10 protein-coding genes are annotated in these 12,083 nt (G+C 68.0%); 6 read left to right on the top strand and 4 right to left on the bottom strand.

The window, feature by feature from the left end:
• Nucleotides 1–1,296 (top strand): glycosyltransferase, encoded by a 1,296-nt coding sequence (locus SALPAC2_RS0117570; protein WP_018217947.1) that lies wholly within the window; start codon nt 1–3, stop codon nt 1,294–1,296.
• Nucleotides 1,297–1,659: 363 nt separating this feature from the next.
• Nucleotides 1,660–2,508 (top strand): hypothetical protein, encoded by an 849-nt coding sequence (locus SALPAC2_RS0117575; protein WP_018217948.1) that lies wholly within the window; start codon nt 1,660–1,662, stop codon nt 2,506–2,508.
• A gap of 267 nt (nt 2,509–2,775) precedes the next feature.
• Here the strand turns inward: SALPAC2_RS0117575 and SALPAC2_RS0117580 are convergent, their stop codons facing one another.
• Nucleotides 2,776–3,624: a CPBP family intramembrane glutamic endopeptidase gene (locus tag SALPAC2_RS0117580; RefSeq protein ID WP_018217949.1), complete on the bottom strand. Its 849-nt coding sequence runs from the start codon at nt 3,622–3,624 to the stop codon at nt 2,776–2,778.
• Between the two features lie 408 nt (nt 3,625–4,032).
• On the opposite strand from SALPAC2_RS0117580, the gene SALPAC2_RS0117585 reads away from it, so the two are divergent.
• From SALPAC2_RS0117585 to SALPAC2_RS0117605, 4 genes are all read left to right on the top strand, one after another.
• Entirely contained in the window at nt 4,033–4,956 is a 924-nt protein-coding gene (locus SALPAC2_RS0117585) for a cation diffusion facilitator family transporter (RefSeq protein ID WP_018217950.1), read from the top strand.
• Between the two features lie 180 nt (nt 4,957–5,136).
• Entirely contained in the window at nt 5,137–7,149 is a 2,013-nt protein-coding gene (locus SALPAC2_RS0117595; protein ID WP_018217951.1) for a cytochrome c oxidase assembly protein, read from the top strand.
• 198 nt (nt 7,150–7,347) lie between these two features.
• A complete protein-coding gene (locus tag SALPAC2_RS0117600) occupies nt 7,348–8,007 on the top strand; it encodes a DsbA family protein (protein WP_018217952.1) in 660 nt (219 codons plus the stop codon).
• Nucleotides 8,004–8,639 carry a vitamin K epoxide reductase family protein gene (locus SALPAC2_RS0117605; protein ID WP_018217953.1) on the top strand — a complete coding sequence of 212 codons (636 nt, stop codon included), beginning with the start codon at nt 8,004–8,006 and terminating at the stop codon, nt 8,637–8,639. The genes SALPAC2_RS0117600 and SALPAC2_RS0117605 overlap by 4 nt, the downstream gene beginning before the upstream one ends.
• A 60-nt stretch (nt 8,640–8,699) precedes the next feature.
• On the opposite strand, the gene SALPAC2_RS28220 is transcribed toward SALPAC2_RS0117605, so the two are convergent.
• The 3 genes from SALPAC2_RS28220 to SALPAC2_RS0117620 form a co-directional block, all read right to left on the bottom strand.
• Nucleotides 8,700–8,834, bottom strand: coding sequence for a hypothetical protein (locus SALPAC2_RS28220; RefSeq protein ID WP_263404662.1), 135 nt, complete (start codon nt 8,832–8,834; stop codon nt 8,700–8,702).
• A gap of 222 nt (nt 8,835–9,056) precedes the next feature.
• Nucleotides 9,057–10,469, bottom strand: coding sequence for an MFS transporter (locus SALPAC2_RS0117615; RefSeq protein ID WP_018217955.1), 1,413 nt, complete (start codon nt 10,467–10,469; stop codon nt 9,057–9,059).
• Nucleotides 10,466–11,884: an MFS transporter gene (locus SALPAC2_RS0117620; protein ID WP_018217956.1), complete on the bottom strand. Its 1,419-nt coding sequence runs from the start codon at nt 11,882–11,884 to the stop codon at nt 10,466–10,468. The genes SALPAC2_RS0117615 and SALPAC2_RS0117620 overlap by 4 nt, the downstream gene beginning before the upstream one ends.
• Nucleotides 11,885–12,083: the final 199 nt, after the last annotated feature.

The raw sequence follows: 12,083 nt of genomic DNA on the forward strand, positions 1-12,083 counted from the left end.
ATGCGAATCCTGGTGATCACCGTAGGGTCGCGAGGGGATGTCCAGCCGTACGTGGCCCTCGGCAGAGGTCTCCGGTCGGCCCGCCATGACGTCACCCTGGCCACCTGTGCCCGGTTCCGGTCCTTCGTCACCGACCAGGGTCTGGCGTACGGCGAGCTCAGTGACGACATCTTGCAGCTGCTGGATTCGGCAGCGGGCCGGGCCGCGATGGAGGACACCACCGGAGTGCTCGGAGCGGTCAAGGCCAACATCCGGCTGGCCCGGCAGGCGAACCCGATCAACCGGAGGTTGTTGACCGATTCCTGGACAGCAGCCAGACAGGCCAGGCCGGATCTGGTCGTCTACCACCCCAAGGTGCTGGCCGGTCCGCACATCGCCGAGAAGCTCGGCGTACCGGCAGTCCTGGCGCTGCCGGTGCCGGTCGCCGTACCGACCGGTGACTTCCCCCTCGTCGGGCTGCCCGAACTGCCGCTCGGCCGGTGGTACAACCGACTGACCTACCGCCTCGCCGGTGCCGGATACCGGATGTACGACGGCATGGTGAACACCTTTCGCCGTGAAACGCTCGGGCTCCCGAAGACCCGTGGTGCCGCGCTGACCACCCGGCTCCCCGACGGGCGGCCGATCCCGGTGCTGCACGGCATCAGTGAGCACGTCCTGCCGCGTCCTGCCGACTGGCCCGGGCACGCGCATCTCACCGGCTACTGGTTCCTTGACGACGCCGCCCCCTGGCAGCCCCCGGCCGCCCTGGTCGACTTCATCGAAGCGGGCGACCCGCCGGTGTACGTCGGCTTCGGCAGTATGGCCGGGCGCGACCCGCGCCGACTCACCCGCCTCGTCGGCGAGGCACTGCGTCGGGCCGGCGTCCGCGGCATCGTGGCGACCGGCTGGGGTGGGCTGGCGGCGACCGAGCGGTCCGGCACCGGGTCGGCAGACATCTGGCACCTCGCCCAGGCCCCACACGACTGGCTCTTCCCGCGGATGTCCGCCGTCGTGCACCACGGCGGGGCCGGCACCACCGCGGCGGCGCTACGCGCTGGCAAGCCCTCGGTGATCTGCCCGTTTCTCCTGGACCAGTTCGTCTGGGGTCGGCAGATGTTCGCGCTCGGCGCCGGCAGTGCGCCCATACCGCAGCGGAAGCTCACCTCGCAGCGCCTGGCTACCGCCATCCGTGCGGTCACGATTGACGCCGACATTCGGGCCGCCGCGGTCAAGCTGGGGCGGAGCCTCGCGGCCGAGGACGGCGTGGCGAACGCGGTCGGCAGGATCGACGCTCTCCTCGGCCCGACGGGTTAGGACGCCAGCGGCGTCGAGTGGTCGCGCCCGGGGCGCCCTGGCCGGAGTCGTCTGCGGCTTCGTCCGGGGGAAAGGACGCCGAAGAGTGACGCCGGAGAGCACTGCGATGCGTCACTTTGCCCGATCACAATCAGCGACACCGCGCGACGTACTCGTGCGCCATACCCGTTCCTACCTGCGATATCACGGGGATCACTACACAACGTAACCCCGTGGCTGGAGTAGGTTGTCTGATTTGCCGGCTTGGCTAATCTACGAATTCACCATATCCTACCGGTGTAGCACCCGTTGCCTCCGGCCGCCGCAGGTCGGAGGCTGTGTTTGAGCCCTGAGTTTGCATCCGGAGTAAAGGGAGTCAAAGCGTTGACCGACGAGTCCGGTAAGGCCAACTTCAGCGGAATCTACAACCAGGAGACGCCCAGCGCGTACTACGCTAACCTGCGCCGGTTGAAATACGAGATCCCACAGCATGGGGCTACCGTATTCAACCAGTTGATCGACGCTCAACCGTGGGGTGACGGCTATCGCCCCACCGTGCTCGACGTGTGCTGCTCATATGGCATCGTCGGGGTGCTCACCAAGACCGATCTTGAGCTGGACGACGTGTACACGTACTACCAGGGTGCCAATGACGACGGGCGTACCGTGGATCAGGTGCGCCGCGCCGAAAACGAATTTCTGGGTCAGCGGGCCCGACCAGACGCCCCGCACGTCATCGGGTTGGACGTCGCCGAGAATGCTACTCGGCACGGGGTGGCGGTCGGTGCGCTCGACGATGCCTTTGTTGAGAACCTGGAGGCGACGAAGCCCTCGTCAGAATTGGCCAAGAAAATGTCGGAGGTCGACCTCATCACGACCACGGGTGGCATTGGCTATGTCACCGAGCGGACGTTCGAACGGCTACTCACCTGCACAGAGGCCCCGCCCTGGGTCGCCGCGTTCTGCCTTCGGACGTACGACTATGAGCCGATTTCGGACGTGCTCGCGCAGTATGGGCTCGTGACCGAGAAAGCGGACCAGGCTGTTCGGCAGCGGCGGTTTATCGACGATACCGAACGGGATTGGGCGATGGCGGAGTTGGCGGCGCGGGGCGTCGATCCGGGCGACATGGAGAGCGCGGGATATTTGTATGCCGACTTCTACCTCTCCCGGCCGAGGGAAGATGCGACAGAGAAGCCGTTGGCCGACCTGGTGACGATTCCCGCCAACTGACTCTGTCCCCGCCCTCGTCAACACTGCACTGTAGGCGCGGGGGAGCTGGCGCGAGCGCCCTCCGGCTTGCGGGATCACGGTTACGGTGACTTCGGCTGGTCGGCTGGAGGGCTGCCACGCGTGCGATCAAGGCTTGGGGACTGTTGCCCCGGGACGTGGGCCGGTCCCCAAGCCTCCCCAGGTAGAAAGGCGTTGGTGGCCGCGGTGTCGTTGCCCCGGCTGAATCGGTGGAGGAAGCCCACCGCCAGGTTCGCCCGCTACGCGGTGTTATGCCGCGCCCCGCATGAGGCCGAGCAGCATCCCAAACACGATCACCGTTTGGATCGAGTGCGGGATGACCGAGAGCCACATGCTCCGGTAGCGCCTTACTGGTAGTGACATGATTAGTCCGCTGGTCAGCATGATGCCGCCAGCAGTCCAGGGCTGATGTAGGTGGTACAGGCCGAACAGGACGCCGTTGGCGAACCAGTCCGCTGACCCGAACACGCCTTGCATTCTGGGTAGGAGTATTCCGCGGAAGATGAACTCCTCACCGAGGAAGACGTTGAAAATGCTGAGCGTCAGGAAGAGTGCGAGGAACCACCAGGCCCCTTCCATCCGCGGGGCGACTTCGGGCGAGAACAGCGTTTCGGCGTTCTGGAAGGGTAATGGGGCCAGCCCGGGTAGCAGGTGCTGCTGCAGGTTCTGAATCGCCGGCGCCAGGTACATCATATTGAGTACGAACGCGATTCCCAGTGGCGCCAGCAGCCAGAGGAGACGTTTGCGGGGTCGACCGTTCACCGGATCTCGGGGAATCTGTAGCCATAGCCGGCGGGCCATGGCGGAGGGGCCTACTGATTTTTCCTCCCGCCGGAGTATCAACATTGCTAGCACGAATTGCCAGACCAGGCCGGCCGCGAGGGTACCGGTCGCCAGCACCACGGTGTCGTAGGGGCCGTTCGCGACTGCGGGGGTAATCACCCAGTAGCCCAGGCCCATGGGTAGGGCGGCGGCCGCCCAGATTCCCAGGATTTTCGCCAGCGAGTACTGCGCCGGCAGGTCGGTCGAGGCTGGTACGGGAGTGCTGGGTCGCTGCGTTGGCGGACCCGGCCGACTCTGTGTGGTGCCACCACCCATGCCGCTCAGCTCCTCGTAGATGTGCTGCCCCTTGGCTTAATTCTGGTGCTGGCGAAAGGCGTTCGTCATTGCGGCTGGCCCGCCACCTTCGGGTAGGGAGTCCCTGCCTGTTGGCTGGGGGCTCGCCTTACCTCTCGGGCGGCCCTCCTCGCGCCAGGGCCGGGCGTCCCTCCTCGCGCCAGGGCCGGGCGGGGATTCCTCGCGTCAGGGGCGGCGGGGATTCCTCGCGCAGGCGTCGCGCGGCATGGCCCGGTCGCGGCGGCGCGGGCGGGGTTCGCTGCCGCCCTCCCCGTAGGTCGTTTCAGCGGCTATATCGCTCTTTTCGCTGGTGATGCTCACCACACTTGCATACATAGTGATGTAAGCATAGGTTCACTCTGGCACTGATAGGGGAGAAGGGAGAGGCGGATGGGCGCGGGGCACGATCACGGTCAACAAGCGGCGCGGGCCGGTGCGAAACACCGGGGTCGGCTCTGGGCGGCCTTCGGGCTGCTCCTCACCTTCATGGTCGTGGAGGCGATCGCGGCGGTGGTGACCGGCTCCTTGGCACTGCTCTCCGACGCCGGCCACATGTTCACCGATGTCCTCGGTATCGGCATGGCCCTAGCCGCGATCACCGCCGCCAGCAGGGCGTCCCGGTCTGGCCAGCGAACGTTCGGGCTGTATCGGATGGAGGTGCTGGCGGCGCTGGCCAACGCCGTCTTGCTGTTCGCCGTGGCCTGCTACGTGGTGGTCGAGGCGGTGCGCCGGTTCAGTCAGCCGTCGGAGGTGCTGGCGGGGCCGATGCTGGCGGTGGCGGTGGCGGGTCTGGCGGCCAACGTCGTCGCCTTCTTCCTCCTGCGGGCGGGCTCGCGGGAGAGCCTGAACGTGCGGGGCGCCTACCTGGAGGTTCTGGGAGATTTGTTCACCTCCATCGGCGTGATCGTCGCCGCGGCCGTGATCGCCGTGACCGACTGGTGGTACGCCGATCCACTGATCGCGGTGGCGGTGGGGCTGTTCATCCTGCCCCGCGCGTACCAGTTGGGCCGCGCCGCGCTGCGGGTGCTGGTGCAGGCCGCGCCGGCACATCTGGACATCGCCGCCGTGCGGGCGGCGCTACTCGCCGTGGACGGGGTGGCCGACGTGCACGACCTGCACGTATGGACGCTAACCTCGGGGATGGACGTTGCTTCGGCGCACCTGGCTCTCGAGCGTGATGCCGATCTCGCCGCAGTGCTGGCCCGGTCCCGGCGGCTGCTGCGGGATCATTTCGCGATCGAGCACGCCACCCTGCAGGCCGAACCGGCGGAGCCGGCCGACGCGGACGCTGTCTGCCACGGGAGCGGGTGGTGATCTGCGTCGCTCCTGGGAACCAGCGGGCGCAACCGGCCGACTACCTGATATACCGCAATCTATCTGGGAGCTGTTCGTGAACCGCCCATCCAGCCTGACTACCCGCCGGGCCGCCGTCTGCCAGGTAGTCGCCGGTCTCCGGCCGGTTCCCCGCCACCCGCGTCGGTTGGCGACCCGGTGATGGCGCTCGCCGCTGTTGGGCGTCGGCCGTTTCTGCTGTCGGCGGGGACGGTGCTGGTGGCGGCCGCCGTCGGTGCGGTGCTGCTGTGGTGGGGTGGCGGTGCCGTCGCGGAGGCCCCGCCGGGGCTTCCGGACCCAGGACCAACCACGGCCTGGCTGCTGCCGGCCTCCCGGCTGGGCATGCAGGTCAGCGCGGTCGCCACGGTCGGTCTACTGCTGGCAGCGGTGGTGCTCTCGCCCCGGGACGAGGGTGGGCGGTTGTCCCCGATCGGCTACCGCCGCATGCGCGCTGCCGCCGGCGCGGCCTCGGTGTGGGCCGCTGCGTCCGCGGTTGCGGTCAGCTACACCATGGTCGATCTGTTCGGCCTCCCCGCCGCGGAGGTGCTGTCCCTGTCGGGGGTGCTCCACTTCGCCACCGCCGTCCCGCTCGGGCAGTCCCTGGCGCTCAGTGGCGCCCTGGCCCTGACCGTGGCGCTGGTCGCCGCTACCAGCCTGCGACCCGGTGGCGCGCTGACCGCCCTGCTGCTGGCGCTGGGCGCCCTGGTGCCGCCGGTCTTCACCGGCCACGCCGCCGGCAGCGGAGACCACCAGCTGGCGGTCTCCGGTCTGCTCCTGCACGTGCTGCCGGTCACCCTCTGGGCCGGTGGCCTGCTCGCCCTGGCCGTTACCAGTCGCGGCACGACCGCCGACCTGGCGCGAGCCGTACGCAGGTTTTCCCCGCTCGCCGTTGGCTGCCTGACCGCGGTGGGTCTGTCCGGGCTGCTGTCGGCCGCTGTTCGGCTCCCGAGCGCCGCCGACCTGGTGGGCACCCGCTACGGGCAGGTGCTTCTGGTCAAGGCTGCTGCGCTCGTCGCGATCGCCGCCGCGGGATTGGCCCACCGTCGCCGGGCCCTGCCGGCCCTGGCGGCAGGGCGGCGCGGGCCGTTCCTGCGGGTCGCGGTCGTCGAAACGCTGCTCTTCGCCGCGGCGATCGGTACCTCGGTCGCGCTGTCCCGCACCCCGGCACCCATCGGTACGGAGACGGAGGACCTCGCCACCGCGCTACTCGGCTTCCCGATGCCGCCGCCGTTGACCATCGGCAACCTCGCCACCGCGTGGCTGCCCGAGCCGCTGATCACGGCGGCCGTGCTGGCCGCCGCCGGGTTCTACACGGCCGGGGTGTGGCGGCTCCGCCGCCGCGGCGACGCCTGGCCCGTCTCCCGTACCGCCTTGTGGCTGGTGGGCTGTGCCCTGATCATCGTGGCCACCTCGAGCGGTCTGGCCCGCTACGGGCCGCTGCTGTTCTCGATCCACATGATTCAGCACCTGCTGCTGATGATGATCGCCCCGATTCTGCTCGCGCTCGGCGGCCCCATCACCCTGGCGCTGCGCGCCCTGGCCCCGTCGACCGACCCCCGCTGGCCGGGCCCCCGCGAGTGGCTGCAGGTGGTGCTGCACTCACGGCTCTCGCGCTTCCTCACCAACCCGGTGGTCGCGTTGGTGATCTACGTCGCCAGCCTCTACCTGATGTACTTCACCGGCCTGTACGAGCTGGCACTGCGCTCCCACGCCGCGCACCTGGCCATGGTCGGACACTTCCTCGGCGCCGGCTATCTGTTCTTCTGGGTTGTCATCGGTGTTGACCCCGCGCCGCGCCGCATCCCACATCCGCTGAAGCTGATCCTGGTCCTGATCAGCATGGTGCTGCACGCCTTCCTCGGCGTCACGCTCATGCAGTCCACCACCCTGATCGCGGAGAACTGGTGGATCGCGTTGGACCGCCCCTGGGGCGCCACCCCCCTGGAGGACCAACGTACCGCTGGCGGCATCGCCTGGTCCTTCGGCGAGTTGCCCACCGTCGTCGTGCTGGGCGCGTTGATGCGCCAGTGGATGAAGGCCGACGAGCGGGAGGCCCGCCGCCGGGACCGGGCCGCCGACCGCGCCGAAGCCGAAGGGCGCGAGGACGCCGAGCTGGCCGCGTACAACCGGATGCTGGCGGATCTGGCCGACCGCGATCGGCAGGTCCGCCGGTGAGTAGGTGGTTGGGTCACCCCGCCGCGGGCCTCAGCGAGCCGGATGCCGGTCCCGCCGTTCGATGCGGCCCTGCCCGTTCCGCGCCGAACAGGTGAATCACAGTGATCCGTGGCGGTGCGCCCGGTACCTTTGCGTCCGGCGCCTCGCCTGCTCAGGGCGGCCGCTGTGGGATCGGACAGACCGACAGGAGACGGAGATATGACGAGGAACATCCGGCTGACCCTTGCCGCGGTCGTGGCGTTGATTCTGGTGGGGGTCGGCGTGCTGGCGTTCAACCGCCGGGACGCGATTCCCAGCGTGGAGACGACCGGCGCGACGGTCGAACAAGCGGCGCTGGTCCGCGAGGACAGCCACCGACTGACCTCCGCTCCCGACGGCAAGGTAACCCTGGTGGAGTTCCTCGACTTCGAGTGCGGGGCATGCAAGTTGGTGTACCCGAACGTCAAGGAGATCGTCGCCGACTACGAGGGGCAGATCACCTTCGTGGTGCGGTACTTCCCCATCGCCAGCCACCCCAACGCCGAGCTCGCCGCCCGCACCGCGGAGGCCGCGGCTAACCAGGACCGCTTCGCCGAGATGTACCAGCTGCTCTTCGAGAACCAGGACGACTGGAATCGCCAGGAGGAGCCGCAGACCGAGGTCTTCCTCGACTTCGCCCGTACCCTCGGTCTGGACATCGACCGCTTCCAGCGCGACCTAGACGACCCCGCCACCGCCGCCCGGGTGGCGAAGGACCGCGCCGACGGTGAGGCCGTCGGTGTGCAGGGCACCCCCACTTTCTTCCTCAACGGGGAGCCCCTCTCCGACCTGCACAAGGACGATCTGGTCACCATGATTGACACTGCCCTGGCCGGATGACGACCGCCACCGCCGATCGACCCGTCACCACCTCCGCGGAGCGCCACTTCCTGACTGTCGTCACCGCGTGGGTCCTCACCGTCGGCGGTGGTGTCGGCCTCCTCGCCGCCGCCACCCTCACCATCGAGAAGATCAACCTGCTGGCCGACCCCGGGTACCTCCCCACCTGCAGCATCAACCCGGTCCTGTCCTGCGGTTCGGTGATGAGCACTCCGCAGGCCGCGGTGTTCGGATTCCCCAACCCGCTCCTCGGCATCGCGGGGTTCGCCGTGGTCACCACGCTCGGCGTCGTCCTGCTCGCCACCGGAGGTCTCCCGCGGTGGATGTGGCTCGGCCTGCAGGGGGGCGTCACCCTCGGTGTCGTCTTCGTGCACTGGCTCATCTATCAGAGCCTCTATGTGATCGGCGCGCTCTGCCCGTACTGCATGGTGGTCTGGGCCGTCACCATTCCGATCTTCTTCTACACCACGTCGCAGACCCTGCGCGACAACGCGACCGTCCTCCCGCGGGCACTGCGGCGCGCAACGGAACAGGTCGCCGTTTACCACAGCCTGGTCCTCGTCATCTGGTTCGCGTTCATCGTCGCCGCGATCCTGCACCGCTTCTGGGACTACTGGATCACCCTGATCTGAGGTCGTCGCGGCTCCCAAACCAGGCCCGGGCGCCCCGGAAGCGTCCGGCGTTGCCGCTGTTCAAGGGAGGAACTGGAAGATCCTGCCGGTGGTGGTCAGTGGCTGCGGGGTGCTGGTAAGGCGGTGAACCCCGACGGAGAAGAGTTCTCCGTCCGGCGCGGTGAACTCCTGCTCGGTGAACCCGGCGGCGGACATCCAGGTGCGGATCGCCGGGGTCAGGTCGGGTCGCCGCCGTCGGCTTGGCGGACGGTCACATCGAAATGGGTGCGGCACGGGCCGGCCGACCGGCACGGGGCCACCGGGCGCCAACCGGTGGGAACAAAGAAACCGGGCTGACCTCGTTGCCGGTTTCAACGAGGTCAGCCCGGTCGTAATTGCGCCCCAGGTCCGCAGTCGGTTGGAGCGGGACGGGAGCGGTCAGCTGGGCTTGGGCGCTCCCGGACGGGCGTAGCGTTGCCAGGTGATGACGACGCAGAGGGCAGCGAACACCAGCCCGACGAGGTAGAACGCGGTCGGGGACAGGAGCGTCAGGCCGATTCCGAAGAAGAACGGGCCGAACGCGGCGATCGCCGCGGTCCAACCGATGACGCCACCGGCCTGCCGGCGCTCGAAAATCATCGGCATCTGTTTGAAGGTGGACGCGTTACCGATCCCGCTGAACAGGAAGATCGCCAGCATTCCCCAGAGGAACCGGTCGAAGCCGGCATCCAGCGCCGCGGCCGAGCTCGTGTCGGGTCGCAGTGCGGTGATGGTGAAGGCGATGGAGATGACGAGTCCGATGCCGGAGATCAGGGTCCACCGGGCACCGCCGAACTTGTCGGTCAGCGGTGAGAACGCGACGCGGGCCGCGGCACCGACCAGCGGGCCGAGGAAGACGAACTTGACCGGGTCGGGTACGGCGTAGCCGTCCACGAGTAGCTGTGCCGCGGCCCCGCTGCCCTGCACGATGTCCGGGTTGCCGGCACCGTAGAGGTTCTTCATCAGCAGCCCGAACTGGGCGGACAGGCCGGCGAAGGTACCGAAGGTCATGATGTAGAGCAGCGTCATCCACCACGTGTCAACGTTGCGGAAGATGTCGAACTGCTGCCGAATGTTCGCCTTGACCGGAACCGACCGCAGCATGGTCCAGGCGAGCACGGCACCGACGATGATGAACGGGATGTAGATGTACGCCGCGTTCTGGTACCAAACGTCCCGAGCGGGTTCCCCCGGCGAGGTGGCCATCGGCCGGGAACTGCCGAGGAAGCCGATCAGCGAGAAGCCGATGACCCACGGGGTCAGCAGCTGCACCAGCGAGACGCCGAAGTTGCCGATACCGGCCTGGACGCCCAGCGCGGTGCCCTGGAGTCGGCGGGGGAAGAAGTAGGAGGTACTCGGCATGAAGCCCGAGAACGCCCCGCCACCGATACCGGAGAGGAACGACAGCGACAGCAGCACCCAGTACGGAGTGCTCGGGTCCTGAACGAAGATTCCCCAACCCAGGACAGGCAGGAGCAACAGCACGGTGGTCAGGGTGACCATCTTGCGGGTGCCCATGATCGGCGGCAGCACCATCCAGATCAGGCGCATGAGACCGCCGGCCAGGCCGGGCATGGCAGTGAGCCAGTAGAGCTGGGCGGTGCTGAGGTCGAAGCCGAGGTTCGTCAGCTTCGGGGCGATCGCCGAGGCGAGGAACCACGAGGTGAAGCAGAGGGTCAGCGTGAAGGTGCTGATCCAGAGGGTCCGCCACGCCAAGCCCTTGTCCCAGGAGTCGGCGTCTTCCGGGTTCCAGGACTCCAGCCACTCGCGCCTGCCGGCTCGGCCGTCCCCGGTCGAACTAGGGGTATTCATTCGTAGGCCTCCTTGGGCGCACTGGGCGCTTCCGAAGCGGGAGCGGCCGGTCGGTTTTTGGAGTCGGGCTTCTCGAAGTGGTCAGCGAGCTGGGGTGATTCCCCGTGCAGCATGCGCACGACGGTGAGGTGCATCCAGACCGCGCAGATGACGGTGAGGATGAACAGGACCAGGAAGGTGCTCGACGGGAGGCCGGTCCAGGTCTTGGTGTAGGCGAACAGCGGAGGCAGGAAGAATCCGCCGAGGCCGCCGAGCATGCCGACCAGACCGCCGACGGCTCCTACCTGGGTGGGGAAGTACTCCGGGATGTGCTTGTACACCGCGGCCTTGCCGACGCCCATGGCGCAGCCGAGCAGGACGACCAGCAGGGTGAAGGGCACGATGCCGAGCTGGTAGGCGAGGTGGGTGGTCTGGCCGCCGTCGGGGTGGTTGACGACGATGTGGCCCGAAGGCATCATCAGAATGCCCGTGCTGAGCAGCATCAAGCCAAATGTCCAGTACATCACCCGGCGGGCACCCAGGCGGTCGGAGAGCGATCCGCCGACCGGTCGCAGCAGCGAGGCGGGGAAGATGTACAGGGCGGTCAGGTAGGCCGCGGTCTGCAGGGACACGTCGTAGTTGTTCATGTAGTACGTCGGCAGCCACGCGGCGAGCGCCACGTAGGCACCGAACACCGCGACGTAGTACAGGCTGAATCGCCACACTCGTACCTGCTTGAGCGGCACGAGCTGCGTGCGGAGCGGGGTGCCGTGGCTCGGCACCCGGTCCCGGCGGGGCGTGAGGAACCAGGTAGCCGCGGCGAGGATGAGCAGCAACACCGCGTAGACGACGGGGACGAGACGCCAGCCGCCCTCGACGACGCCGAGGTAGGTGGCACCGGCGGTCCCGGCGATCAGCGGGGGGCCGATGAATTTGGTGACGGAGGCGCCGACGTTACCCGCGCCGAAGAGGCCGAGCGCGAACCCCTGCTTCTCCCGCGGCTGCCAGGCGGAGTTCCAGGCGATACCCGTGGTGAAGGAGTTACCAGCAAAACCGACCAGGAACGCAAGCACCAACAGCATTGCGTACGAGTCAGCGCGGGATACCAGGAATGAGGCGACCGCGGTCACGAGGAGCATGACGGTCATTACCCGGCGTCCGCCGAGCCGGTCCGCCACAATTCCGGCGGGGAGCCGCCAGAGCGAGCCGTTGAGCACGGCGGCGGCAATGATCCAGGACAGCTGCACCTCGGAGAGCCCGAACTCTTCGCTGATCGGCTTGCCGAGGATGCCGAACATGAGCCACACCGCGAACATGACGGTGAAGCCGATGGTGGACAGGGTCAGGACCCGGTTTCGCCCACGAACGTCGTTGCGGCTGTTCTGCTCGACCGCCGTTTCCGGTGTCGGGTCGTCTGGAGCGGGTTTCGCGTACACGGCAATTCCTCTATCAGCGGTAGACGGAGGTCGGCGCTAGCGTCACTGGCGCGACTGTGTACCCAAGGCTGCTGTCGTTTATCAGCAGCGGGTAGGGACCTTCTTCCCCGTCTGGCTGGCAGCAGGTCCCGTCGGTCGCACCCCACACCGTCGAATAGCGGAATGGCCGGGACCTTGGTCCCGACAGGTCGGGACCGCG

It is taken from the genome of Salinispora vitiensis (genome assembly GCF_000378825.1).
In the GTDB taxonomy this organism is placed as follows: Bacteria; Actinomycetota; Actinomycetes; order Mycobacteriales; family Micromonosporaceae; genus Micromonospora; species Micromonospora vitiensis.